A 25,982-nucleotide genomic window follows, 5' to 3' on the forward strand; every position below is an offset into this window, starting at 1 on the left:
AAAGTAGCATATAAACCTCAAACATGCTAGATTTATTGTTGCGAAACCAAATCTAAGGAGATTTATATGCTGACAACAATATTAAACCAAAATGAAACAATTATCAACTATATTTCAGAGCTAAATCTGCCATATTCTTCTGCGATAAAGAATCATATGGTAAATATAGTATCTGGAATTATTGTAACAGAAGGAAGCAAAACTATTTCATCTGTTCATAATAAAATTACATGTAATAGAGATCGAAGTACTGGTTCAAGGTTTCTAAGTTCATATTCATGGAATCATGAATATGTTACGCAAGAACGCATATTTCATGCAATATCTGAAATTTCCAACACTTGTGAAGCTAGTGATGTTGGATTCCTAATCATTGATGATACCTTAACTAAGAAAAATACTTCAACTAAAAAAATTGAAAGCTTAGATTTTCACAATTCACATGCTGATGGCAATAAACCCAAATGGTCACACTGCTTAGTTACATCGCATTATAAGATTAATGATTATTCTATACCTTTAGATTTTAGACAATATCACCGAAAGGAATCGAGTAAAAAATTATCTAAAAAATTTCTAGATAAAAATGAACTTGCGATGGAACTGATGAATGAATTCACTCCTGTAACTAAAAACAATTATTTACTAGTTGATTCATGGTATACTTCAGCAAAAATTTTGCTTCACGGTTTAATAAATGGTTGTCACACTATAGGCAGAATAAAATCTAACAGAGTAATATATCCGGCTGGCATTAAAACAAATGTCAAAAAGTTTTCTTCATACATTAGGACTAATGAGACTAGCTTAGTTACCGCTAGTAATAACAAGTACTATGTTTATAGATATGAAGGAAAACTTAATGATATTGAGAATGTAGTTGTACTTATAAGCTGGACTAAAAACGATTTATCTGATAATCCAGCATTCATTATAAGTACGGATGTTTCACTCGATAATAAAACCATAATTTCATATTACGAAAAGCGTTGGGATATTGAAGTAAGTTATAGATATCATAAAACAGCTCTTGGTTTTGATGAATTTCAAATTCAATCTTTAAAATCAATACATAGATATTGGAGCATGATATTTTTAACGTATACTTTTCTTGAGATTTTCAGAGTCAAATGTGGGAAATTATATAAATTTAAAAATATTGGAGATGTAATATTACACTTCCGAAACAACTATTTGGTAAAAATAGTTTCTTTTGCACATGAATGTGCAGATAACGGGATTGATTTACAGTCTACTATTGCCAAATTAGGACTAGTAGCTTAAATTTTTCCTATTTACTGCACAAGTCTAGTAAATAGTTAAATGAATTTTCGTCATAATATAATTGATTTTTTGAAATATCATTCATAAAACCACCTAAACATATTATTAATTACTATATTTATATGATATCTTTTCATTTTAATAACTTATCCGTATAAACGAAATACTTTTAGAATTAATATAAATTAACCTAAAAGTATTTCTCTTAATCATTAAATTCTTATATTTTATTTACAAGATAAGTGACTTTATCTTCGTTTAATACCTCTACTACTCCCATTGCTGCCTCATATGACATTCTTTGAAGTGCTTCATTAGAAAATGCTGCTGCATGAGGCGTTACTATAACATTTTCAAGTTTAAAAAGCTTATTATCTAATGTTGGAATTTCATTTTCAAATACATCAATTGCAGCTCCTGCAATTTTTCTGCATTCTAACGCATCCGCTAGTGCATCATTATCTATTACTTCACCACGTGCTGTATTAATCAGAAAAGCTTCTTTTTTCATTAATGAGATTTCATTTTTACCAATAAGCTTTTTAGTATCTTTTGTATATGGAATATGTAAACTTAAAAAATCTGCGTTTTTAAGTACGTGATTCAATTCCTCTGTAAATTCTATTCCATCAATAACTTTCTTGTTACCTACTTTTCTTTTATATACTAGTATTTTCATTCCAAGACCTAAAGATGCTTTTTTAGCCACTAATTGTCCAATTTTACCGAAACCTATGAGTCCTAATGTTTTACCTTCTAAGTCCATTCCTTTAATATTTCTAATTTCAAAGTTTTCTTTTCTAAGCTCACTATCATATATAAAATAATTCTTAGCCAGTGCTATAATAAGTCCTATTGTGTATTCAGCAACTGATAATTTATTTGAATCACCTGCATTAACTACCTTTATCCCCATTTTAGTTGCAAAATCAGCATCTATCATATCAACTCCAACACCATGCTTTGCGATTACCTTTAGCTTCTTTGAAGCTTTTATAACATTTTCTGTAATGATAGCAGTACGTGTAATAACACCATCACAATCTTCTATTTCTCTAATTAAAATCTTCTCATCTATACCTGTTCCCATTTTTATTTCGATATTATTTTTAATTAATAAATCTTTTCCTGAACTATCCATATCTTGCGGTAATAAGACTTTGAAAGGCATTCATATATCCTCCTTATTATTTATGATTCTTCCTGTAAATAATAAGCTACTATTTAAATAAATTTAATCTATCTAAATAGTAGCTTCATTGCTTATATTATGATATTATTTTTGCGCTTTAAACTGATATCTATATAATTTATTTAGCAATAATCTCAACACCTGTATCGGTAATTAAAACTGTGTGCTCCCATTGTGATGATAATGAACCATCTGCAGTATAAATAGTCCATCCATTATCAGCATCTTCATATACATCATAATCTCCAGCATTAACCATAGGCTCAACTGTTAGTACCATTCCCGGAACAAGTAACATACCAGTACCAGCCTTACCTATATGAGGTACAAATGGATCCTCATGAAATTCATTACCAACTCCATGGCCACCTAAGGCTCTAACTATTGTGTATCCATTTTTATGTGCATGTTCTCCACATGCAGCACCAATATCACCTAAAAATCCCCAAGGTTTAATTGCTTCAATTCCTTTTATCATACATTCTCTTGAGACTTCTACAAGTCTTCTTGCTTCATCACTGACATTTCCTATCATAAACATTCTTGAAGCATCAGAATAGTATCCATCAAGTATTGTTGATACATCAACATTAACTATATCACCATCTTTTAATATTATATTCTCGTCTGGTATACCATGACAAACCTCATCATTAATTGATGTACAAACACTCTTAGGGAATCCATCATAATTAAGTGGTGCAGGAATTCCTCCATGTGATACTGTATAATCGTATACTAAAGTATCTATTTCAGCTGTAGACATACCTGCTTTTATTTTGCTTGCAACTAAATCTAAAACCCCATTATTTATTTCTGCACTTTTTTTAATTCCATCTATATCTTTTTGGCTCTTTATGAGATCCCTTGAAGGAACCATTATACCCTTTAATTTATAACTTTCTAATTTTTGATCAAAATCCAAGTGACATTTTTTATATTTAAGTCCACTGCCACACCAACACTTTTCATTTCTATCTAATAACATTTAAATTACACCTCTTTATATATGATAATTTTCTATTTCTATTAATTTATTATATTAATATCCCCTAATTTCTTTTCCAAAATAAATTATAACTTTAAAGTACTTAATAATCAAACTTATTTACTTTATTATGAAATATATCGATAAAATTTCACATAATATTATTATACAAACTTTAGCTTCTACTTTAGCAAGATTGTTTTATATTACTACTTCTGATAAAATAATAGTTAAGATAATAATTTTTACTTATATATATTTATTGTGTCGTATATTGTTGCAGATTTTTCATAAATTCGACATATTTAAACGAAAGGAGTATATCATAATGATTTACGTCCCCATATCTAACTTAAAACCAGGCATGAAATTATCCGCTGATATTTCTATAAACGGCTGTAATTATTCTGATGCATACCTTTTAAAAAAGAAAAAAATGCTAACATCTAATTTAATAGACAAGCTTAAGTTATTTAATATACATGGTGTATATATAGAGGATGGGATAAAAAATAAAATTGAAATAAAAAGATTAATTGATGATTCTCTAAAAGATGAAGCCGTATCTGCGGTTAAGGATATCTTTACAGTATGCGAAACACAAAGAAAAATCTTGGATATAAAAAATATTGAACAAATTGAAAATATTTCTTCAAATTTGGTGAATAAAATTACAAAAGCCGGCAATACTTCTATTGGTATAACTGATTTACAAACATACGATAATAACACATATTATCACTCATTGAGTGTAACTGTTCTATCTTTAGCAATCGGTACAGGCTTAAATATGAATAAAGATGAGTTGGTAGAGCTTGGAGTTTCTGCTTTACTTCACGACATAGGAAAAATAAACATTCCTCATAGTATAATAGACAAGCCTTCTAAGCTCACAAATGAAGAATATGAAATTGTAAAATCTCACCCAGAGATCGGTGGTAAATTTGTTGATTCTAACTTGGCTATTACAGATAAAATATATTTTGGAATATTAGCTCATCATGAAAAATATGATGGTACAGGCTATCCTAAAGGATTAAAAGGGAATAATATCCCACTATTTGGTCGTATAATAGCTGTTGCTGATGTATATGATGCACTTACTGGAAATAGATCCTATAGGAAACCAATTAAGCCATCTGAAGCAATTGAATATGTTATGGGCGGATGTGGAACTCTTTTTGATTATGATATTGTAAAGGCATTTTTAAAAAAGATTTCTCCTTATCCTGTTGGAATGAGTGTAAAATTAAGCAATAATAAAACTGCTGTTGTAATAAAAGAAAATCATAGTAATCCATTAAGGCCAAAAGTTAAGATAATTGGGGAAAAACATAAAATTCTAGATTTAGGAAGTAATTTAAAATTAAGCAACATTACAATTACAGATATAGATTATGATTACTTAGTTAATCCTGTAGACAAATAAATTTTATACAATTTCATTTAAAATAAAGATACGAGTAATAATATAATTATTATATTACTACTCGTATCTTTAATTATTTTAATTTAGACTTAATACCTTCATATACGTAGTCAAGATAATCTATTTCAAATCCAGATTCTTTTATTTTGTTCATTCTATCTTCTGCTATTTTTATAGTTTCTTTAGCTTCTTTAATATCTTTATCTTTTATACATCTATTTGTATAATCTAATAAGTAATCTATTTTTAACACATCTTCTGCTAAATCTTCTCTGTCATTATTTACAAGATTCACAAGAATAGAATAAACTTTAGGCGAAGTAGTGTCTTTACTATCTTTAAGAATATCTGTATTTCTACTATTTTTCTTTGCCATTTCTTTAAACACCTCGTTTCTTTTGAATTATATCATAAAAACAAGATTTTAGTATATCTAACCTAAATTAATCATATATTTTCCTTAGATTTGATACTTTTTCTTTAAATACACAATTAGAAATAACAAATACTCCACCACATATTATAAGCATTATATATGCAATATCATTACATATTACACTTAAAACAGGTATATCCGAGAACTGAGTTTTTATAGGAAAAATAAGCCATGCACCTATAACAATTATCCCTGAAAATATTGTATAAAAAGCAGATTTTCTTGAAACATTTTCTCTAAACCATATTCCACCTAAGACTACTATTGAACATGGAATTGATAAAGATAATGCTACTTTTATAGTGGCTAATATCTGGCCTTGCCCCATAGAAATAATATATGTTACAAAACCTATTCCTAAAATTATTAATTTATTAGCTATAAGAGAATTTTTGTTTATACTGTCTTTTAATTTTGTTTTACATAAGATATCTTGGCTAACTGTAGTTGAACATCCAATTAGCATACTGCATGCAGTTGACATATCAGCAGCCCAAAGTCCTGCTAAAGTAATTCCAGCTATTAATGGATTAAGAGATAAAATAATCACAGGAAGAGCTCTTGTTGCAGGCTCTAAGTCTGGATATATTGCTTTTGCACATATTCCAAGAAGTGCACATAAAAAACCAAGTGGTACCATTATAATAGCTGCAATTATAAAACCTTTTTTAGCATCTTTATCACTTTTTGAAGTTAACCCAATTTGAACAACCCCTTGAAGTGATGTGCAATTAGCAACCATAGTTATTATAAGTGCTACTATACTAAATATTACGATACCTGAATGCCCTTCAATAGGATTAAAGAAATTTTGTGCACTTGATGCATTCATATTTATAGCTGCATTAAGTCCTGTCATTCCTATTTCTGCATTCTTAGTAAACAAAATAATTCCTGTTGTTGTTAATATTCCAAAATAGATTAAAGAAATATTGAAAATATTGCTTATACTTGCTGAGCCCATCCCTCCAACAAATGATATTATCATAAACATTATAAAGCTAAAGAATGTTCCATTTTGTGAATCAAAAATATTTGGAAGAAGGCTTGCAAGTATTGCTCCTCCAGCCTTATATTGTAATGATATGATTGCGCACTGCATAATAACTTGTGCTACTATAACTATAAATATAGCTTTTTTATCATATATATCATTAAGCATTTTTGCAATTGTGTTATATCCTGTCTTTCTAAACTTGTTAATTATGAAGAAAGCTGCCATTACAGCTCCAGATGCCCATGCAATATTGTACCATCCAGCGCTCATTCCATCACTAACAGCATTTTCGGCAATACCAATAGTTGATGCTCCTCCAATAGCTAGTCCAGCTACTGTAACTGCTGTAATGAATGCATTATTTTTTCCTTTATAAAGAAGAAATGCTTCCCCATCTTTCTTTTGCTTTCTTGAAACTACTATACTAATCACCATTAATATTGCTATATAAACTAAAACTACAATCAATGGTATTAAAGCTTTTGAATTATCCATATTTACTCCTTCTTATCCTACATAAATAAAAACCTTTTATTTATTTCCTACAAATTTTTAATACTATTTTATATGTTTTGCTTTTTCTATATATTCTTTAATTATTGCACATGAATTACTGAACTTTTCTTGTTCATCATCTGTAAGATTAATTTCAACAATTTCTTCGATTCCATCTTTAGTCATAACAACTGGAACACTTGCAAATACATCAGTTTGTCCATATTGTCCTTCTAATAATGTAGTTGCTGGAAGTATTTTTCTTTCATTGTGTAAAATTGTTTTTACTATTTCAGTTAAGCCAACACCTATGCCAAATTCAGTACATCCTTTTCCTTCGATGATTTCATAAGCTGCCAAAGCTGCTCTCTTAGCTATATCATCTAAATTAAGTTTACCAAATGTATCTGGCTTTTCTTTCATTAAATCTAATAATGGTTTACCACCTAAGTATACATGTGACCAAGGAACCATTTGTGAATCGCCATGTTCACCCATTGAATAAGCTTGTATTGATTTTGGATCAATTCCTGTTTCCTTTGAAAGTATTCTTCTAAGTCTTGATGAATCTAATGTTGTTCCAGTTCCAAACACCTTATTTTTAGGAAAGTTTGTTTTTTCATATATATAGTGTGTTACTACATCAACCGGATTAGATATTACTACAAATATACCATCAAACCCTGAATTTAATATTGGATCTATAATTGTATCTACTTCTTTAAGTGTACCTTCTAAAAAATCAAGTCTGCTTTTATTAGGTGCTGGAGGCACTCCAAGACTTACTACTACAATATCTGCATCAGAGCAGTCTTCAAATGTACCTTTTCTACTTTCAACGTAATGTTGAAGATATGAAATTGTATCACTTAAATCTACTGCTTCTGCATTTGCTTTCACTTCATTTTTATCTATGAATATGATTTCATCACATACACCTTGAAGTGCTAAAGAAAATGCACAATGTGATCCTACATTACCTGTACCAATAATCGCTACTTTTCTTGTTTTTATCGACATATAATTCATCCCTTCTTCATAATTATTAAATATATTAATAATTATATTTTATTTTTAACACTCTTTCAATAAAATAGTATATTTTTTTTCATTCTTTTATTTCGCTACTAAAAAGAACTTATTAATTGTCATAATTAAGATGTTTTCAAAAATAGCATTAAGAGGCAGCGCTAAATTCATAATTAATTTTAAAATAAAAATATAGATCTAAATCAAATGTATTTGATATAACTCTATATTTTTTTATACTGCAAGATAGGTACCAATAATCATGATTATTAGGCCTAGAAAAAATTCATAGTGAATTCTCCTCTAAAAACTATTACTGAAATAAGTGCTCCCACAAACGGTGCTATAGCATAGTATGCACTTGTTTTGGCTGCACCTAGTTCTTTCTGAGCTTTTACATAATAATGAGAAAGGTGCCATTGTTCCATACAAAACAGCAGCTAAAATGGCATATGTTACTGCATTTCTTTGCTTTAAATGCATATTTTATCCCTTCTTGCTTTCAAAACTTTCTTCTATATATTTTTCTAAAATTTCAATAGTTTTAGGTACTTTTAAATTTTCATTTAAAATTCCTTTACGCAAAAGATTTTTATATAATTTTATTGTATATGGTACTAATAAATTTGCTTTATCTAATGTTTCATCATCTAAAAATATTTCTTCCGGTTTTCCTTCTTTTACTATGTCTCCATCCATAAACACAAAAATTCTATCAGCCCATTTTAATGCTTGATTTACATCATGAGTTGATAAAATAACTGTCTTACCTTTTTCAGTTAGTTCATCAATAAGATTATTCACAACATTTGTATATTTCGGATCTAAGGCAGATGTTGGCTCATCTAATATTATGACCTCTGGATCCATAACAAGAATATCTGCAATAGAAACTCTCTTTTTTTGTCCTCCACTTAAAAAATGTGTTGGTTTATTTACAAAAGGTTCAATTTCCAGCTCCTTTATAACTTCATTAACTTTTCTTTCAACTACCTTTTCATCTATTCCCAAATTTAAAATTCCAAACGAGATCTCTTCATAAACGCTTGCTGAAAATAGCTGATTGTCTGGATCTTGAAAAACTATCTGGACTTTACTTCTCAAATCTAATAATCCTTTTCTTGTATATTCTATTTGCTTATCTTCATAATAAATATTCCCATTCGTAGGTCTAAGTACACCATTTAAGCATAAAAACATGGTAGATTTACCTGAACCATTTCCGCCTATAAACGCTATTTTCTCGCCTTTTTTTATATTAAAATCTATTTTTTTTAGTGCTTTTGTTCCATCTTCATACACATAACTTAAATTTGCAACCTTTAAAATACTATTACTCATATAGACCTCCAACAAATAATTGCTATAATTATTAATGCTACTTCAAAAATTATTGATAAAATAATTTCTTTTCTTTCTGCCTTTACATATCTTTTTAAAACATTTATTCGCCCGTCATAACATCTTGATTCCATTGAATCATATAACATTGAAGATTTTTTTAATGCACGAATAAACATTACTGCACATAAACTGCTTGCAGATTTTAATGATGTTTTGAAATTTCTATTACCTAATCTACATTTTTGCGAAGTATAAATAGAATTTGATATATCTAATAATACAAAAATGAATCTATAAATTAATAGTAATAATTCAATAATTAGCTCTGGGCAATGTATTGTTTTAAGCACATATAACAAATCAATCACTGGAGTTGATAAAGATAAGAAATATAAGCATGACACTGCTGCAAGTGAAACTAAAATTAAATTACAACCATAATAAAAAGATGCTGTCGTTATAGATATGTATTTTCCAAATAGTGCAATTGAAATTGAAGATAGTGGTTCATCAGAGATGTTAACAATTATAGCTATAGTGCTTAAAATTAGAAATCCTAGTGGAATAATCATTAATTTCAAATAATATTTTAAAGAAGTCTTACCAATAAATACGGTAAGACTTCCCATACATAAAAGGATTAATAATGAAATGAGAGGTAAACGTGCTATTACACATATAAATAGTGTACTTACTGCAACAAATGATTTCAAGCATGGACTTTTATATCGTAATTTGGACGAATATGCAAGTTTATCTATCATTATCATCTTTCATTTCCCCTTTAAAAGTTATTTTGATTTTTCTTTTCTATTTCTTCCTCTTTCCATTAATGTACCAAGTCCGAACCCAAAGATTCCTGCACCAATAGCTGCTTGAAGGCAGAATAATAAAGATTCTGTTTCCCCACCTGGTGGCTCATAAATAGGTGAAAACCAAGGCTTGTATTCATCAACTTCAAGTATACTGCTTATTGCGTTTGACGCTTCATCATCTGACCCACCAAATTCTGAATCTTTTATAAATGCTAGTGGAACTACTGCAATAATTACACAAAGAAGAATTAAAATTATACATGTCTTAACTTTACTACTCATTTATAACTCCTCCTTTTAAAAATCCTATTTCAGTAAGCTCTTGCTTTGCATATGATTCAAGAATCATAACTACAACAGCAGTCAATATACCTTCGATTATAGCAAGTGGAACTTGTGTAATTGCAAAAATTCCAAGGAATTTTACAACTGATGCTCCTACTCCTCCTACTTGTGATGGATAGGCTAGTCCAAGTTGGAAAGATGTTACACAATATGTGAATAAATCACCTAAACATGCCCCTAAAAATACTCCAACCATTCTGTTTATTTTTAATTTTTCACATAATTTATAAATTCCGTATGAAAGAAATGGCCCAGCAATTGCCATAGAAAATGTATTTGCACCTAGAGTTGTTAGTCCTCCATGTGCAAGTAAAATTGCCTGAAATAGTAATACTATAATTCCTATAATACTCATGGCACTTGGTCCAAAAAGCATTGCGCCAAGTCCTGTTCCAGTTGGATGTGAACTACTTCCTGTAACTGATGGAATCTTTAATGCAGAAAGTACGAATGCATACGCCCCTACCATAGCTAAAATAAGTAGTGTTTTTCTATGTTCTGCTGCCGTCTTCTTAATTGAAATAAATCCATAGATTAAAAATGGAATACATAAAACACCCCATACTATACAATATTTAGCAGGCAGATATCCTTCCATAATATGCATTGCATTTACACCTTTATTAAATCCGAACATAATTAAAAGAGTAAGTCCAATTACAGTTAATCTTTTTTGTTTATTTGACATATTTATCCTCCTTATTTAAGTAATAAAAAAGTCCTTTTATAGTTTATTCTAAATGAATAAACTATAAAAAGACGTGACAAAACTACCTCCAAATTAATGGAAATAAATTTTAGACACTTTGCCATCGTCCGTAACATAGTGTAATAGCCTATTAAAAAGGCAGGTCTTCTGACTTAGGTATCTTAGCAGTACTCCATCTTCCCATATACTAAAAATATACAGTGATTTTATAATTATTTCAGAATATAATAAAAATCAGATTACATTTTAGAAATAATTATGGCTTCTACTCCTCCATTACAGCGGCGGGACCGTATGGGACTTTCACCCATTTCCCTATTCTCTTGGCCTGCAATTAATAATTGCACCAAGCACCTTTTTAATATTAAATTATCATTGTAAAGTGTAACATTATAGGATTTATATGTCAACTTATATATTGTAAATATGATACACATTTTACTGAAATTTAATTTATTTATATTATTTTATGGTTATTAATAATATAATATTACTTATTTTCTTGTGTCTGCTTTATAATACTTTCCATTTGATCTTTACTTAATGCTCCACTTACATATCCATATACCTTCCCATATTCATTTATCATAAATGTGGTTGGAAGTGACATTATATTATATTTTGAGAAAACTTCTCCACTTTCATCAAAAACTACTGGAAACGTATATCCTTCATCTTTTAAAAACTGCTTTACTCCATTCATATCTTTTTCTCTTCCACCAGGATTTGAAACAGCAATAATTACAATATCATCATTATTTAAATTGTGTTCATTGTATAACTCCTCTATATGAGGCATCTCAACTTTACATGGACCACACCAAGTCGCAAAAAAATTTAAAAATACTGTTTTGCCCTTATAATCTGATAAGGTATGAGTATTTCCATATTGATCAGTAAGTGAAAAATCAACTGCCTCCATAAGATCTTTATTATTACTACCATTATGCTCATTCTTACTTTCATCACTATAATCATTTTGTGCTTTATTTTCATCTTCTATCTTTTTATCTTTTGTTTCTTCATTAATGTATGAATTATTGCTATTTAAATATTTAGTTATATTATTTATACCTCCAGTAAAGGTCATAAGTCCCATTATAACCATTATGACTCCTCCAACTTTTATGGTATATTGAACAATTTTTTTATTCTTCTTTATAAAATTAAGTGCTTGTGTTGTAAATATTCCCAAAATTAAAAATGGTATTATAAATCCCAATGCATAAACTAAAACAAGCATATTTCCAAGTATTGTAGTTTTTGCACTAGAGGCAAGCAATAATATTGAAGATAATGCGGGTCCAACACACGGTGTCCATGCAAAGCTAAATGTAAATCCCATAATGTATGCTACAGATGGATTCATATTATTAAAATTAATTTTAGCTTTAATTTTAAATTCCCTATTTAAAAATCCAAAATTAAATAACCCTAATTGAAATAAACCAAGAAAAATTATTATTATACCTGAAATTCTACTAATAATCACTTTATAACTATTAAGTATCCTTCCAAGAGTTGTAAAGGATAATCCTAGTATAAAAAATACAGTTGAAATTCCAAGTACAAAAAATACTGTATTTAAAAATACCTCTCTTCTTTCATAAGTAATAATTCCATCACCACTTACTTTTTTTGAATTTCCCGCAAGATAACTTATATATATTGGAATAAGTGGTAATATGCACGGTGATAAAAATGAAAGTATTCCTTGAAAAAATACAAATATAAAACTTATATTTTTGCTATTTATTAGTGTATCAAACATTAATAAGCTCCCTTCTTAAAAATACAAATTAAACTTAATATAAAACCATTATACTAAAATTAGTATATATAATTATGTGATTTTATTACACTTTTTTAGTCAGCTCATCAAAAATTTTATACTTTACCTATACAAAAAAAGCCAGAAGAGAAAAAATCTACTCTGGGCCTCAATTACTAATCTACAAAACCTTTTCCATAAAATTTAATTCTCTTTAATTTCTTTATACAATTTCTTTAATTTATAAAGAACACTAAATATACTTAATAATAAAATTCCCTTAAATATACTTGAAATTGCTATGCTCCACCATATTCCATCAATACCTAAAAAATTAGGTTTGCTAAGTACATAAGCCATTGGAATTCTAATTCCAGTAAATATTATGCTTATTATAGATGGTATATATGTTCTTCCAATTCCTTTGAAAATACCACAAACAATAATTTCTATACACATAAATAATTGTGAATATCCAAGTATTCTTAAATAGTCTGAACCTTTTTGTATTGCATCTGGTTCATTTATAAATATAGAAAATATTTGTCTATTAAACACCACCAAAATAACAGTAGTAAAAATCCCCCAAACTAATGCTGTTATTATTCCAGATTTACATCCTTTATTGATCCTATCATATTTTCTTGCGCCATAATTTTGACCTACAAATGTTGATAATGCGACTGCCAACCCATCTGCACTCATCCATGATATTGATTCTATTTGAGATCCTACCTTTTGTGCTGCAACTGCTACTGGTCCAAAACTTGCAACTATTACTCCCATTGCCATAGAAAATAAAGTAAATAGACCACTTTGTACCGCTACTGGTAACCCCAGTTTATACAAAACATTATAGTATTTAAAGTCCATATTTCTAAATAACTTAATATTAAAAAGATGATCTTTATTTCTTATTATCATAAATATAAAACATATTGATACTATAATTTGAGCAGCTACAGTTGCTAAGGCCGCACCAATAACTCCTAATGCAGGTATAGGACCAGCACCAAATATTAATAATGGATCTAATATTATATTAGCCATTAAACCTATGGTATTGATTTTAAATGGTGATTTACTATTACCAAGTCCATTAAATATAGATGTAAAAACTGGATTTATGAAATAAAATACCATTCCAATTGCCACAATAATTAAATATTGCCTTGACATTAAAATAACATCATTATTTCCTAAATTAAAAAGATATATTAATTGTCTATTAAATATTAATAGAAATACTGAATATATTAAAGCTAAAATTAAATTTATCTCAATTGCTGCTTTAATATACGATTTAGCTCTTTTAGTATCTTTATTTCCTACTGCTTGTGCAACTTTTATTTCTCCACCAACCTTCGAAATCATTATAAAAGCCATTGCAAGCCATGGATAAAACCCTGCAGTCCCAACTGCTGCAACTGCATTGCTTCCTTCTTTCCCCACCCATATCATATCTATCATATTATAGGCCATTTGTATAAAAGATGTTCCCATTATAGGTAATGCAAGCTTCACTAGCTTTTCTGTAATATTCCCCTCTGTTAAATCTATTCTTTTGTCCATTTTATCTCCTATGTTTAAATTATTTATTTTTCCATACCATTTAAATTATAAGGATAATAATTTTATTTTCAATAAAAATATTACTTAATAGTTGTATAATTAATTTATGTATTATAGCAGGATATGGTTACCCTGCTTATTCATAAACTTATTAGTTATAATATTTGTTTCTTACATTTATTGTAAAACCATAATCTATAATTACCGGACGTCCATTTATGGTTCCCCAACTGCTTTTTTTTCCAAAATCTCCAAGGATTAAATTATAATCTTTTTTTATTTTTTGAAGCTCATCTATATTAAATAATTCTCTTTTATTTGAAACATTAAAGTAATCCCATACGTATGAGATATCATTTATCTTATCTGCTTTTTCCATTATTAAAAATTTAAAATCATTAGAAACTTGTATTACTCTTGCAAATAAATTTGAATAATCATGTAGTGATATTGTATATTCTGCTTTATTTTGTGCTATGCCTGCCCTATTTTTCGCTACCTTCACTACATACCCATTACCTAAATCATACACTTTTCTGCAAGATCCTGATCCAATATACTTATAATATCCTCGCCTTATATTAGTAATAATCTGATTGGATATACTTTTCATTTTAAAGCACCCGCTTTACAATAATATATTAATAATCTCCGTAAATACTCTACATAGTATATTATTCTATTTATAATAAATTGGTTCTAAAAATTATTATTTTTATTCAATCAATAAATAAAAGACGTACTAGGTTTAGAGAGAAATAACCGAAATAAAGCTCTTATGTGTGGCTCGCTTGCTACAAAAAATGAGCTAAGAATTCAAACATGCAGACTTGTATCCACAACTGTTTGCTCCAATCTAAAATTGGACAAACAATTGTGGAACAAGTCTACACGTAAGAATTCTAAAGCTCATTTTTTGAATGCAAGACACCGCCAACATAAGAGCTTTATTTCTTTGTTTCATCTAAATTTACAGTATCAACATTATTGCTATAAATATATTTTTAAATTAAAGAAGAGTTATTTATACACATTAAAGATTTAAAAAGTTAATATTTTATCATTTCTCAAAAGGTATAATTTTATAAATATAAGTTCTTACGAATTTGCTTATTTATTGGGGTATACGAGACTTTTCTAAGTAGTTCCATAAATTGGTGAAATTGATTTAAAACTATATTTTAGATATGGAATATTCCTGAAAATATAAATTATAATTAAAATGGGCATTGTATCTATGATTTTAGAGTAAAACAAAGAAATTCAATATATGAATAGGCGTAGTATTGTATTAAGAAATTTAAGCTTTTAACTTCTTAGAGATAGGCTGTTCCAAAACAATTTGTCCAATACTTGCTGTTGGAGCAAATTGTTTTGGGCACAGCCTATCTCTTTAGAAGTTTGGTACTCTATAAGTGTAGATACAAATCATAAATATATGATTTAACATCTGCACTTATTTTAATTTATAATAAAGGGAGTAATTTGGTATGACGACTTTAGAATTGGGTTTTAACATCCGTAGCTAAAACTGTCAGCCATCCCTTATTATAAAGATTCGATTAAGCAGGTTGAAACCGTACGGCCAATGTCGTCAACTTAAGTAATTTGTAAATATAAATCACAATTATTTTTAGATGATATATTTAAATTTCTTCTAAAAAATGGTACACTAAATAAATCCACTGGTTAAAGTGAATTTTGAAATATGCAATTATTTGTAATTTAAATGCATGATTTTTTATTGTGATGATGCTTTTTCCTTGGATGTTTGTTTTTTCGCTCACGAGAACGATTGGGACGTATTTGTGAGCGAATTTTTTTAGATTTTTCTAATATTATTTCTAAAATTTTTCTTGTTAATTTAGCATTAACTAATAAATTAATAATTCTATTAAAAACTTGCCCAAGTATAAAATTTCGATTTGCTTGATACATTGATTTTAAATTCTTATCTTTAATTTCATCTGCTATCGCAGCATCGGCCTCATCTTTTATAAGAGCTACAACCATTGATAAATAAATAGAAACAAAAAAGTCTTGTTCTATAGAAATTGGTTTTGTTCCCGAAAATTCTTCTATCTGAATACTACTTTTTAACTCTTTGTATTTACTTTCGACTCCCCATCTAAGGAAATACAACTCTTTAAATTCATCATATTTAATGTTTTCATCAAAAATATTAGTGACTAATATTTCTGTAATGTTGTTTGAAAGCTCTATTTTTATAACACGCAATTTTCTGTATTTTCTCTTTATTTTATATTCCAAAATACAATCATTGGAATCAATATTTTGTACTGTTTTAAATGATGATGGTACTCTCATTAAGAAAAGCATATTTTTAGTATCTAAATAGTCAAACATCTCATAAGAAGGGTATCCTCTATCAAATATTACAATACTGTTTTTTGATAATTTTTCATTGTTGATTTGATCTAGATGTTGTTTTGCTAATTCTCTTTCACTAGTTTTAAATTTAGTTATTGAAGCATCAATTATAATATCATTTAATATATCATATAAGGCTGATGCCGTCGCAACTGCTGTTTGAGTTTTATTTTGATTTTTACTTACTCCAAAGTATTTACCACATTCAATAGTATCAGGAACTTGTATAGATGTTCCATCAACTGCAAGAATATTAAATCCATGCCATTTATTCAATTTCTTTTTTGAATTATAAAAAGAATCAACAAATAATCTACATAGTTCTTTAAAGGCTTCAGGTGAAATATTTTGTCTTGCTTTAGAAAATGCTTGCTTTGATATATTAGGAAAGTTTAAACATGTATGATTTTCAATAAAATTATCTATTTCTAAAGGTATAGACTTTCGTAATACAGAACAAATTAAATAAACTACATTAGAAAACGATAGTTTTCTTTTCCTTGAAAAAGAATTTCCTAAACTATATGACTGCTTATATTCATCTGAAACAATTAATTTATTTGTTCGTTTTAAAATTTGTGATAGTAATTTAATATTTTTCATAAAATCAAACCTCGCTATAAATTTAATATCTATAGCGAGGCTGCATTTTTTTACCTATTGTCAAGTGTTTTTTATTAAATTTTCTATATTTTCTTAAGTTGACGACATTGAGCGACCGGTGCATACCATTTGCCACTACTTACTTATCTTAAAAATCATGGTATATTTGTAGCCGTAATAAATCCATTAATTATGAAAAAATATTCTGCTATAGGATTAAGGAAAGGTAAAACTGATAAATTAGATTCTATCAAAATAGCTAATTATGGAATTGATAATTGGTTTAAATTAACTGACTATGAAGCAACAGATGAGGTGTATTCTGAATTAAAATTATTAGGTAGGCAATATTCTCATTATATAGCTATGAGAATAGAGAGCAAACTTGTACTAAGTAATCTATTAGATAGAACAATGCCAGGAATTAAAAATCTATTAAAAAATAGATCCGATAAGCCAGAGAAAGATAAATTAAATGATTTTGTTAAAGAATACTGGCATTACGATAATATTACCAAGAAAAATGAAAAGCAATTTATAAATAGTTATTTTAAATGGGCAAAAAATAAAGGATACCATCAAAGTGAAACAAAAGCAAAACAGATATATGCTTTAGCACAAGAAGGCATCCCTACACTATCTTCTAGTACCCCATCAACCAAAATGTTAGTATTAGAAGCTGTTCGAGTTCTTAGCGAAATAGATAGAACTCTATCTATGATATTATCACAAATGCAAGAATTAGCAAGTAGTTTAAAGGAATACAATGTTGTTAGAAATATGCCTGGAGTTGGAGATACATTGGCTCCACGCTTAATTGCTGAAATCGGTGATTTAAAACGCTTTTATAATAAAAAGGCTTTGATAGCTTATACGGGTATTGATTCACCTCCTTTTGAGTCGGGACAGTTTGTTGCAAACAAACGTCGTATTTCTAAAAGAGGTTCTGCATTATTACGAAAAACTGGATATGAAATTATGAAATGTATCAAAAGTGCCAAACCAAAGGATGATCCTATATTTTTATATATGTTAAAAAAAGAAGCAGAAGGAAAACCTAAAAAAGTTGCTAAAATTGCTGCATTAAATAAGTTTCTAAGAATATACTACGCTAGAGTAAAAGAAGTCTATAATACTTAAATTTAGATAGTATCTATATCTAAATTAAACAGAATTTCTGTTTAATTTATTTGTCATGCAAAAAATATATAAAAAACCTGCTAAAAAAAACTTGATTTTTCTTAGCAGGTTTTAGCTGAAATTTCCCTACAATCGAGCCTATCATATATTGAATTTCGGTTGTTATCCACTAAACTCTGATTCTACGTCCCTTATTTATGTTATGATGAATTTATTTATCTTCAAAACCTTTTTTAAGATCTTTAACAAAATCTATTGCAGCCTCTTTTCCTTCTTTCATTCTCTTAACTATAGCACTTCCAACTATTACACCATCACAGTGATCTTTAACATCTGCTACAACTTCTTTTGAAGATATTCCAAAACCTATGCACATTGGAATGTTAACAAGTTTTTTTACTTCTTCTAAATACTCAACTGTTCCTGAATATAATTTACTTCTTTCTCCAGTTGTCCCGTTAGTTGAAACACAATATACAAATCCTCTTGCACCATCTACAATTTTAGAAATCCTATCTCTTGAAGTTCTAGCCACAAGTGGAATTAAATGAATATTATTTTTTAAACATATATTATCTAATTCCTTTCTTTCTTCAAGTGGAACATCTGGTACTATAAGTCCATCTACACCACATTCTGCAGCAGTTTTGATAAACTCTTCGATTCCTTTATGAAATACTATATTAAAGTAAACCATTATAACTATTGGAACTTCACTAGATTCTCTTATTTCTTTTACTGCATTAAATACATCATTAAGTTTTATTCCTTCATTTAATGCATTTATATACGAATTTTGAATTACTGGTCCATCTGCCAGCGGATCACTAAAAGGTACTCCAATTTCTACAACTGTAGCTCCATTTTTATCTAATTCAGAAACTAAATCTATAGTTTCTTTTATACTCATACCTGTTCCAAAAGTTACAAATGGAATAAGTGCTTTTTTATTATCTTCTTTTAATTTTTTAAATCTTTCATCTATTCTATTCATCTTTCTTTGAAAGATATGAAAGTATTGCATCCATATCTTTATCTCCTCTCCCTGATAAATTTACAATTATTACTTGATCCTTATTTAATGTTGGAGCAAGTTTTTTTGCATAAGCAACAGCATGCGAACTTTCAAGTGCTGGCACTATTCCTTCTAGTTTTGTTAAATACATAAATGAATCAACTGCTTCATCATCAGTTATGCTTACATAATCTGCTCTTTTACTTTGTGCTAGATAAGAATGTTCAGGACCAACTCCGGGATAATCAAGTCCTGCTGAAATTGAATATGCTTCCTGTATTCTTCCATCATCATCTTGAAGAACATAACTAAGCATTCCATGTAATATTCCCTTTTGTTTTTTAGACATAGCAGCCGCATGTTCATCAGTTTCAATTCCTTTACCTGCACCTTCTACTCCAATTAATTTAACATCTTTATCATCAACAAATGGATAAAATATTCCAATTGAATTACTTCCACCTCCAACTGGTGCTAAAACATAATCTGGAAATTTATGTTCCATTTCTAAAATTTGTTCTCTTGCTTCATCTCCAATAACTCTTTGGAAATTTCTAACCATTGTTGGATACGGATGTGGTCCAAGAGCTGAGCCAATAACATAAAATGTATCTTCAACATTAGCCGCCCAGTATCTTATTGCTTCTGTTACTGCATCGTTTAATGTTCCAAGTCCATTAGTGACAGGAACCACTTCAGTGCCCAAAAGCTCCATCTTCTTAACATTTATATTTTGTCTTTTTATATCTTCAGATCCCATAAAAACTTTACATTCAAGTCCAAATTTTGCTGCCACAGTAGCTGTTGCAACTCCATGCTGTCCTGCACCTGTTTCTGCTATAACTTTCTTTTTTCCCATTCTTTTTGCTAAAAGAACTTGTCCTAGTGCATTATTTATTTTATGTGCACCAGTATGATTCAAATCTTCCCTTTTTAGATATACTTTTGCTCCACCTAAATCTTTAGTCATATTTTCAGCATAATAAAGCGGGCTTGGTCTTCCTGTATAATATTTCAAGTAATACATATACTCATCATTAAAATCTTTATCATGTAATACTTTTCCATATGCTTCTTCAAGCTCAATAAGTGCATTCATTACTGTTTCAGGAACATATTGTCCGCCAAACTCTCCAAATCTTCCATTCATGTTTTCTTCTCCTTTTTTTATAAAATTAAGTTTTGATAATTATGACATAAATGTATCTATAAATTTCTCTTATTTTATAAATTTCCTATAGTTTTATTATTCTTAATTTTTATATTGTCTATTTCTTGAAATTTGTTTTGTATTTTCAAACTTTAGATTATTTATTAACTCTCTAATTTTGTTAAATGACTTACTTCTCATATTATCCTCAATTATTTCTACCCCTGAGGAAACATCTACTCCTAAAGCACATACTTCTTCTGCTCTTTTCAATGCATTTTTGGGTGTTATACCACCAGCTAAAAGATATGGAATTTTATTTTCACAATTTTTTAATTTTTGTTTTAAAATTTCTAAAGAAAAAGCTTCTCCACTACCTGGATTATCTCCATCTATTACATACATATCTATAAGTGAACTGTAATCTTTGAACAAGAATTCATCTAATTTGTCTTCATCTTTTACAGATAAAGCTTTCCAAATTTGAACATTATCACTTATTCGTTCTTTAAGATCACTTATAAACTTTTTGTCTTCATTTCCATGAAGCTGAACTACATTCAAAGGTACATACATTAAAATTTCTAAAATTTCTGTTAGTGAATTATCTTTAAAAACACCCACCTTTTGAATGTCCTTATCTAAACATTTTATAAGTTCATTTGCCTGTCCAATATTTACTGCACGTTTGCTTTGTGTAAAAACAAAACCTGCATATTGTACTTTAAGTTCATTTAAATATTCTATTTCTTCTTGTTTTGTAATACCACAAACTTTAATTTCTTTCATATTTTCTGCTCCAAATTATTATTTTAGGTTTCTCAATAAAAATGTGTATTTATTAAAATTTATATTATATTCTTAAATTTTTTATATTCTGCTTGAAATTTAATATTTTCAATATTTCTCATAAAAAATTCTCCAATTAAAACTCCATCTGCTTCATATTCTTTTGCTTTTTTTAAATCACCTATACTCATTATTCCACTTTCAGTTATTTTTATTTTTCCTTCTGGAATACACTTTATGAGTTCTTTTGTAGTATCTAAAGATACATTGAAGGTTTTTAAATCTCTATTGTTTATTCCAATAACATCGCAGTCATATTTAAGCGCTATTTCCAGCTCCTCTTTATTGTGAACTTCAACTAAAGGCTGCAAATTAAACTTTTTGGCTTCTTCAAAATATTTTCCTAGCTCCTCACCTAATACACTTACTATTAGTAAAATTCCACTTGCCCCAAGAATTTTCGCTTCATAGATTTGATAAAAATCTATGACAAAATCTTTTCTAAGTATGGGTGTATTACTTAAAGAATTGATTTTTTTAATATATTCATCCTTTCCTTTAAAATAGTCTTCTTCAGTCAAAATTGAAAAAGCATCAACTTTCATAAAATTATAATAATTTAATATATTTTCAATATTAAAATTTTCTACTATTATACCTTTAGAGGGGGATGCTTTTTTAAATTCCCCAATTACTGATAAACATTCTTTGCTTAAAGCCTTTTTAAATGGATTTTCATATTTTCCTTTATATAATTCATTTTCTCTTTTTACTATTTCTAAGGCTTTTTCTTTTACCATATCTATTGGAATTTCTTTTTTTCTAGTATCTACTCGAGTTTTCTTTTTTGCTACTATATCATCTAATATCAAAGTTACGCCCCCTTTTCAACTTTTAAGCTATTATTAATTCTTTGTATTTCTCATATGCTTTCCCACTATCTATTAACTCCTCAGCTTTTTTGATTCCTTCTTCAAGTGAATCTACTATTTCAGCTGCATATAATGCTGCTCCTGAATTTATTACAACAATATCTCTCTTTGGACCTTTATGTCCTTGTAATATATCAACTATTATTTGAGCATTTTCACCTGGAGTTCCACCAGCTATATCTTCTATTTTTGCTTTACTAAATCCTAGTTTTTCAATATCTAATGTGTACTTATTTATTACTCCATTATTAAGTTCACATACCGTTGTTGTAGTTGTTGTTGTAATTTCATCTAAGCCATCATCACCATGAACAACCATTGCTCTATTAAGACCTAAATTCTTAAGTACTTGTCCAACGCTTTCTATCAAACTTCCATCATATATTCCCATGAGCTGTCCTGTCAGTGGTGCTGGATTTGAAAGAGGGCCAATTAGATTAAATAGTGTTCTACATCCAAGTTCTTTTCTTTCTTCTGCAACATTTTTCATTGCTGGATTATACTGTGGTGCAAAAAGAAAAGCCATACCTTTATTCATAATAATATCTGCACTTTCTTCTGCACTATAATCTGTCTTTATATTAAGCTCACCCAAGACATCAGCACTTCCACTTTTGCTCGAAACTGCTCTATTTCCGTGTTTAGCAATTTTAGCTCCACCACTTGCTGCTATTATTGCAACTGCTGTTGATACATTAAATGTCTTTCCACCATCTCCACCAGTTCCGCAAGTATCAATTAAGTTTTTAGGATTTGCAATTTCAACACGTGTAAAATTATCTCTAAGAGCCTGCACTGCACCAAGCATCTCCTCTGCAGTTTCACCTTTAAGCTTAAGTGCAGTCAAAAATCCACCTTTTTGACAAGAAGTTGCTTCACCTCTCATTATTTGGTTTATAATATCTCGAACTTCACCTTGTGTTAAATTTTTCTTTTCTGTTAATTTTTGAATTCCTTCTACAATATTCATTTTGATACCTCCATTTACTAATGATCAATTATTCATTGTTCATTTCGCCACATATATTAATCACAAAATTAGAAATCATATGCTTCCCCTTAGGTGTATAAATCGATTCTGGATGAAATTGAAGTCCATATACCTCGTACTCTTTATGCTTAACTGCCATTATAATATTTCTATCAACCGTTGCTGCAATAACGTCTAAACAATCTGGCACAGATTTATTATCTACGATTAATGAATGATATCTCATAACATCAACTTTTCTTGGTATTCCTTCAAATATGTCTTTTCCCTTAACACTTATCTTTGAAGTTTTTCCATGATATATTTCATCTGCTCTTATTACCTTACCGCCATAAGCCTGAGCTATACTTTGATGTCCAAGACAAATTCCAAGAATAGGTATCTGTCCACCAAGTTTTTTGATTACTTCAATCGCTATCCCCGCATCATCCGGAGTACCAGGGCCTGGTGAAATTACAATGCCACTTGGATTAAGCATTTTGATTTCTTCAATTGTTATTGCATCATTTCTAACAACCTTTGTTTTAGCAAATTCACTTATATATTGGAAAAGGTTATAAGTAAAAGAATCATAATTATCTATTAAAAGTATCATCTTAAAGCCTCCTTTAATGCCATTAATTTATTTTGAGCTTCTTCAAATTCTTTTTCAGGGATAGAATCATATACTACTCCAGCACCTGCTTGAAGGTATGCTGTTTTTCCTTTCATAACTATTGTTCTTATGGCAATGGCCATATCTGTGTCTCCGCCATATGAGAAATATCCAACAGAACCCCCATAAATTCCTCTGCTATACTCTTCAAGTTCTTCAATTATTTCCATGGCTTTTATTTTAGGAGCTCCAGAAAGCGTTCCAGCTGGAAGGCATTTACTTAATGCATCAAAGCCATCTAGATTATCTAAAATAGTCCCAGTAACACTGCTTGTTATATGCATTACATGTGAAAACTTTTCAATCTTCATAAAGTCATGAACTTCAACACTTCCAATTTTGCTTATTCTACCGACATCATTTCTTGCAAGATCTACAAGCATAACATGTTCTGCAAGTTCCTTTTTATCTTCAATAAGTTCTTCTTCAAGCTGACTATCTATTTCAGGTGTTTCACCTCTTTTTCTTGTGCCCGCTATAGGTTTCGTCGATATCTTGCCATTTTTAACAGATACAACACTTTCTGGTGAAGAGCCAATAACTTGATAATTCTCATAATCTATTAAATACATATAAGGTGAAGGATTTACTTCTCTAAGTCTTCTATATATTTCAATAAAAGACTTATCAGTTTCACATTTCATTCTTAAGGATGGCACTAATTGAAATACATCTCCAGCAAGTATATGCTCTTTTGCAATTCTTACATTCTCTTCATACTTATCTTTAGTAGTACAAAATTCAAAATCTATGTCCTTTTTTTCTTCTATATCTTCAATATTCGAAAGCTTAAGTAGTAGGGAAAAGATATATTCTTTTTGATTTTCTACTATATTTTCATATTTTCTCTCATCATTTTCTAAAATATTGTCTACAACAAATACCTTATGAGTAAAATGATCATAACAAATATATCTGCTATAAATATTGAATCTTATTATTGGTAAATTTAATAAATCAGGATTTTTAAAGTCCAATTTTTTATTTTCATATAACTTAACAGTATCATATGCCATATAGCCTATTGCTCCGCCCTTAAATGAAAAAGGATTGCTTGTTTTATCAAAGTCTATTCTTATTTCTTTTTTTAATTCTTCAATTTCTGAAATGGTGCTTCCAACTACTTCTTTATATGGATCTTCACCTAAAAATGAATATCTGCCAAAATAATTTTCTGTACTTCCACTTTCGAAAATAAATCTTCTTCTTCCTCTAAATCCATTAAATATTCTGATTGGGGTAACTTCATCTCCCCTATATTCACTTATTAGTGAAAAACTTAATTTTTCTTTTTTCTTTAATTCAAACTGCTCTTTTGATAAATTGACCATATTTCTCCTCCTAATTTTAAGAATTCTACCATGTTTTACTTTCTTCTAAAAAATAGTGGCTAATGTAACTTAGAAAAGCTTCTTTTTAATTTTCTATAAAAAAAGTCACTTCATCCCCAATATTGGGACGAAGTGACTCGTGGTGCCACCCAAATTAATACATTTTTAATGCAGCATAAAAAGCTATATAAATAAAAAAAACACTTCTCCTAAAATAGGACGAAATGTTAACACTCGCTACACCACCCATGTATATATATTTATCAGATACGTAAAACAATTGTTTTATTATATCCTGTCATTTTAACGGCTGACTTCCCGTATATCCCTACTTAAATATTTCAAGATATCACCTCAAAGACCCATTCAATAATAGCTACAGTATTTGACTCTCACCAAATGCCAAATTCTCTTTATACTAAACTCTATTATTTACTATTCTTATCAACGGCTTTAATAACATTAACTTGTATTAATAGTAACATATTCCTTTGCTGTTTTCAAGTACAATTTTCTAATTTTTTATTTAATTTTTTTATAAATTAAACTAGAATATGTATTTATTTATTGTGTATAATA

General features: G+C 28.8%; 23 protein-coding genes, 1 pseudogene and 1 riboswitch. Of the genes and pseudogenes, 3 read left to right on the forward strand and 21 right to left on the reverse strand.

Annotated elements, in window-relative coordinates:
- Positions 1-66: 66 nt before the first annotated feature.
- Positions 67-1,284: an IS701 family transposase gene (locus CNEONATNEC86_RS11420; RefSeq protein ID WP_159136039.1), complete on the forward strand. Its 1,218-nt coding sequence runs from the start codon at positions 67-69 to the stop codon at positions 1,282-1,284.
- Between the two features lie 220 nt (positions 1,285-1,504).
- Here CNEONATNEC86_RS11420 and CNEONATNEC86_RS11425 read toward each other — a convergent pair whose 3' ends face one another.
- Positions 1,505-2,455, reverse strand: a complete 951-nt coding sequence (locus CNEONATNEC86_RS11425) for a hydroxyacid dehydrogenase (RefSeq protein ID WP_159136040.1) — start codon at positions 2,453-2,455, stop codon at positions 1,505-1,507.
- Positions 2,456-2,594: 139 nt separating this feature from the next.
- A complete protein-coding gene (locus CNEONATNEC86_RS11430) occupies positions 2,595-3,464 on the reverse strand; it encodes a type I methionyl aminopeptidase (RefSeq protein ID WP_058295180.1) in 870 nt (289 codons plus the stop codon).
- A gap of 328 nt (positions 3,465-3,792) precedes the next feature.
- Here CNEONATNEC86_RS11430 and CNEONATNEC86_RS11435 point away from each other — a divergent pair, with 328 nt between their 5' ends.
- Positions 3,793-4,893, forward strand: a complete 1,101-nt coding sequence (locus CNEONATNEC86_RS11435; protein ID WP_058295179.1) for an HD-GYP domain-containing protein — start codon at positions 3,793-3,795, stop codon at positions 4,891-4,893.
- A gap of 73 nt (positions 4,894-4,966) precedes the next feature.
- On the opposite strand, the gene CNEONATNEC86_RS11440 is transcribed toward CNEONATNEC86_RS11435, so the two are convergent.
- The 12 genes from CNEONATNEC86_RS11440 to CNEONATNEC86_RS11495 form a co-directional block, all read right to left on the reverse strand.
- Positions 4,967-5,269, reverse strand: a complete 303-nt coding sequence (locus CNEONATNEC86_RS11440; protein WP_058295178.1) for a hypothetical protein — start codon at positions 5,267-5,269, stop codon at positions 4,967-4,969.
- A 67-nt stretch (positions 5,270-5,336) separates the two neighbouring features.
- A complete protein-coding gene (locus CNEONATNEC86_RS11445) occupies positions 5,337-6,821 on the reverse strand; it encodes a sodium:solute symporter family protein (protein ID WP_125150083.1) in 1,485 nt (494 codons plus the stop codon).
- A 63-nt stretch (positions 6,822-6,884) separates the two neighbouring features.
- On the reverse strand, positions 6,885-7,841 hold the full coding sequence (locus CNEONATNEC86_RS11450; RefSeq protein ID WP_159116325.1) for an L-lactate dehydrogenase: 957 nt from the start codon (positions 7,839-7,841) through the stop codon (positions 6,885-6,887).
- 284 nt (positions 7,842-8,125) lie between these two features.
- Positions 8,126-8,278 (reverse strand): hypothetical protein, encoded by a 153-nt coding sequence (locus tag CNEONATNEC86_RS11455; RefSeq protein WP_159136041.1) that lies wholly within the window; start codon positions 8,276-8,278, stop codon positions 8,126-8,128.
- A gap of 58 nt (positions 8,279-8,336) precedes the next feature.
- Positions 8,337-9,191: an energy-coupling factor ABC transporter ATP-binding protein gene (locus CNEONATNEC86_RS11460; protein WP_125150085.1), complete on the reverse strand. Its 855-nt coding sequence runs from the start codon at positions 9,189-9,191 to the stop codon at positions 8,337-8,339.
- A complete protein-coding gene (gene cbiQ, locus CNEONATNEC86_RS11465; protein WP_125150086.1) occupies positions 9,188-9,964 on the reverse strand; it encodes a cobalt ECF transporter T component CbiQ in 777 nt (258 codons plus the stop codon). The genes CNEONATNEC86_RS11460 and cbiQ overlap by 4 nt, the downstream gene beginning before the upstream one ends.
- 21 nt (positions 9,965-9,985) lie before the next feature.
- Positions 9,986-10,291 carry an energy-coupling factor ABC transporter substrate-binding protein gene (locus CNEONATNEC86_RS11470; protein ID WP_125150087.1) on the reverse strand — a complete coding sequence of 102 codons (306 nt, stop codon included), beginning with the start codon at positions 10,289-10,291 and terminating at the stop codon, positions 9,986-9,988.
- Positions 10,284-10,991 (reverse strand): energy-coupling factor ABC transporter permease, encoded by a 708-nt coding sequence (locus CNEONATNEC86_RS11475; RefSeq protein WP_394372093.1) that lies wholly within the window; start codon positions 10,989-10,991, stop codon positions 10,284-10,286. Before CNEONATNEC86_RS11475 ends, CNEONATNEC86_RS11470 begins: the two co-directional genes overlap by 8 nt.
- A gap of 192 nt (positions 10,992-11,183) precedes the next feature.
- Positions 11,184-11,436: riboswitch (cobalamin riboswitch) on the reverse strand.
- Positions 11,437-11,553: 117 nt separating this feature from the next.
- A complete protein-coding gene (locus CNEONATNEC86_RS11480) occupies positions 11,554-12,834 on the reverse strand; it encodes a redoxin family protein (RefSeq protein WP_125150089.1) in 1,281 nt (426 codons plus the stop codon).
- 204 nt (positions 12,835-13,038) lie between these two features.
- Positions 13,039-14,406, reverse strand: a complete 1,368-nt coding sequence (locus CNEONATNEC86_RS11485; protein WP_159136042.1) for an MATE family efflux transporter — start codon at positions 14,404-14,406, stop codon at positions 13,039-13,041.
- Positions 14,407-14,557: 151 nt separating this feature from the next.
- Complete coding sequence (locus tag CNEONATNEC86_RS11490; RefSeq protein WP_058295168.1) at positions 14,558-15,019, reverse strand: hypothetical protein; 462 nt, start codon at positions 15,017-15,019, stop codon at positions 14,558-14,560.
- 1,112 nt (positions 15,020-16,131) lie between these two features.
- Positions 16,132-17,400 carry an IS4 family transposase gene (locus tag CNEONATNEC86_RS11495; RefSeq protein WP_125147759.1) on the reverse strand — a complete coding sequence of 423 codons (1,269 nt, stop codon included), beginning with the start codon at positions 17,398-17,400 and terminating at the stop codon, positions 16,132-16,134.
- A gap of 111 nt (positions 17,401-17,511) precedes the next feature.
- Here CNEONATNEC86_RS11495 and CNEONATNEC86_RS11500 point away from each other — a divergent pair.
- A pseudogene (locus CNEONATNEC86_RS11500) lies at positions 17,512-18,540 on the forward strand (IS110 family RNA-guided transposase); the annotation flags it as partial.
- 211 nt (positions 18,541-18,751) lie between these two features.
- Here the strand turns inward: CNEONATNEC86_RS11500 and trpA are convergent.
- The 7 genes from trpA to CNEONATNEC86_RS11535 all read right to left on the reverse strand — a co-directional run bounded on the left by trpA (position 18,752) and on the right by CNEONATNEC86_RS11535 (position 25,403).
- The gene (gene trpA / locus CNEONATNEC86_RS11505) at positions 18,752-19,534 is read right to left on the reverse strand and encodes a tryptophan synthase subunit alpha (protein WP_125150093.1); all 783 of its coding nucleotides are present in this window, start codon (positions 19,532-19,534) and stop codon (positions 18,752-18,754) included.
- Positions 19,527-20,705: a tryptophan synthase subunit beta gene (gene trpB, locus CNEONATNEC86_RS11510; protein WP_159136043.1), complete on the reverse strand. Its 1,179-nt coding sequence runs from the start codon at positions 20,703-20,705 to the stop codon at positions 19,527-19,529. Before trpB ends, trpA begins: the two co-directional genes overlap by 8 nt.
- A gap of 102 nt (positions 20,706-20,807) precedes the next feature.
- Complete coding sequence (locus CNEONATNEC86_RS11515; protein WP_125150095.1) at positions 20,808-21,494, reverse strand: phosphoribosylanthranilate isomerase; 687 nt, start codon at positions 21,492-21,494, stop codon at positions 20,808-20,810.
- A 59-nt stretch (positions 21,495-21,553) separates the two neighbouring features.
- A complete protein-coding gene (gene trpC / locus CNEONATNEC86_RS11520) occupies positions 21,554-22,366 on the reverse strand; it encodes an indole-3-glycerol phosphate synthase TrpC (protein ID WP_125150096.1) in 813 nt (270 codons plus the stop codon).
- Positions 22,367-22,388: 22 nt separating this feature from the next.
- The gene (gene trpD, locus CNEONATNEC86_RS11525; RefSeq protein WP_125150097.1) at positions 22,389-23,396 is read right to left on the reverse strand and encodes an anthranilate phosphoribosyltransferase; all 1,008 of its coding nucleotides are present in this window, start codon (positions 23,394-23,396) and stop codon (positions 22,389-22,391) included.
- A 28-nt stretch (positions 23,397-23,424) separates the two neighbouring features.
- On the reverse strand, positions 23,425-24,012 hold the full coding sequence (locus CNEONATNEC86_RS11530; RefSeq protein ID WP_058295163.1) for an anthranilate synthase component II: 588 nt from the start codon (positions 24,010-24,012) through the stop codon (positions 23,425-23,427).
- Entirely contained in the window at positions 24,009-25,403 is a 1,395-nt protein-coding gene (locus CNEONATNEC86_RS11535; RefSeq protein WP_125150098.1) for an anthranilate synthase component I family protein, read from the reverse strand. Before CNEONATNEC86_RS11535 ends, CNEONATNEC86_RS11530 begins: the two co-directional genes overlap by 4 nt.
- Positions 25,404-25,982: the final 579 nt, after the last annotated feature.

The organism is Clostridium neonatale (genome assembly GCF_900465025.1).
In the GTDB taxonomy this organism is placed as follows: domain Bacteria; phylum Bacillota; class Clostridia; order Clostridiales; family Clostridiaceae; genus Clostridium; species Clostridium neonatale.

Coding starts and splice junctions, on each gene's coding strand:
- trpB (WP_159136043.1), bottom strand. CDS start 20,705: ATGAATGGAAGATTTGGAGAGTTTGGCGGACAATATGTTCCTGAAACA.
- CNEONATNEC86_RS11435 (WP_058295179.1), top strand. CDS start 3,793: ATGATTTACGTCCCCATATCTAACTTAAAACCAGGCATGAAATTATCC.
- CNEONATNEC86_RS11420 (WP_159136039.1), top strand. CDS start 67: ATGCTGACAACAATATTAAACCAAAATGAAACAATTATCAACTATATT.
- CNEONATNEC86_RS11535 (WP_125150098.1), bottom strand. CDS start 25,403: ATGGTCAATTTATCAAAAGAGCAGTTTGAATTAAAGAAAAAAGAAAAA.
- cbiQ (WP_125150086.1), bottom strand. CDS start 9,964: ATGATAATGATAGATAAACTTGCATATTCGTCCAAATTACGATATAAA.
- CNEONATNEC86_RS11470 (WP_125150087.1), bottom strand. CDS start 10,291: ATGAGTAGTAAAGTTAAGACATGTATAATTTTAATTCTTCTTTGTGTA.
- CNEONATNEC86_RS11480 (WP_125150089.1), bottom strand. CDS start 12,834: ATGTTTGATACACTAATAAATAGCAAAAATATAAGTTTTATATTTGTA.
- CNEONATNEC86_RS11455 (WP_159136041.1), bottom strand. CDS start 8,278: ATGGAACAATGGCACCTTTCTCATTATTATGTAAAAGCTCAGAAAGAA.
- CNEONATNEC86_RS11475 (WP_394372093.1), bottom strand. CDS start 10,991: ATGTTCGGATTTAATAAAGGTGTAAATGCAATGCATATTATGGAAGGA.
- CNEONATNEC86_RS11490 (WP_058295168.1), bottom strand. CDS start 15,019: ATGAAAAGTATATCCAATCAGATTATTACTAATATAAGGCGAGGATAT.
- CNEONATNEC86_RS11495 (WP_125147759.1), bottom strand. CDS start 17,400: ATGAAAAATATTAAATTACTATCACAAATTTTAAAACGAACAAATAAA.
- CNEONATNEC86_RS11440 (WP_058295178.1), bottom strand. CDS start 5,269: ATGGCAAAGAAAAATAGTAGAAATACAGATATTCTTAAAGATAGTAAA.
- CNEONATNEC86_RS11485 (WP_159136042.1), bottom strand. CDS start 14,406: ATGGACAAAAGAATAGATTTAACAGAGGGGAATATTACAGAAAAGCTA.
- trpD (WP_125150097.1), bottom strand. CDS start 23,396: ATGAATATTGTAGAAGGAATTCAAAAATTAACAGAAAAGAAAAATTTA.
- CNEONATNEC86_RS11445 (WP_125150083.1), bottom strand. CDS start 6,821: ATGGATAATTCAAAAGCTTTAATACCATTGATTGTAGTTTTAGTTTAT.
- trpA (WP_125150093.1), bottom strand. CDS start 19,534: ATGAATAGAATAGATGAAAGATTTAAAAAATTAAAAGAAGATAATAAA.
- CNEONATNEC86_RS11515 (WP_125150095.1), bottom strand. CDS start 21,494: ATGAAAGAAATTAAAGTTTGTGGTATTACAAAACAAGAAGAAATAGAA.
- CNEONATNEC86_RS11430 (WP_058295180.1), bottom strand. CDS start 3,464: ATGTTATTAGATAGAAATGAAAAGTGTTGGTGTGGCAGTGGACTTAAA.
- CNEONATNEC86_RS11425 (WP_159136040.1), bottom strand. CDS start 2,455: ATGCCTTTCAAAGTCTTATTACCGCAAGATATGGATAGTTCAGGAAAA.
- CNEONATNEC86_RS11460 (WP_125150085.1), bottom strand. CDS start 9,191: ATGAGTAATAGTATTTTAAAGGTTGCAAATTTAAGTTATGTGTATGAA.
- CNEONATNEC86_RS11530 (WP_058295163.1), bottom strand. CDS start 24,012: ATGATACTTTTAATAGATAATTATGATTCTTTTACTTATAACCTTTTC.
- CNEONATNEC86_RS11450 (WP_159116325.1), bottom strand. CDS start 7,841: ATGTCGATAAAAACAAGAAAAGTAGCGATTATTGGTACAGGTAATGTA.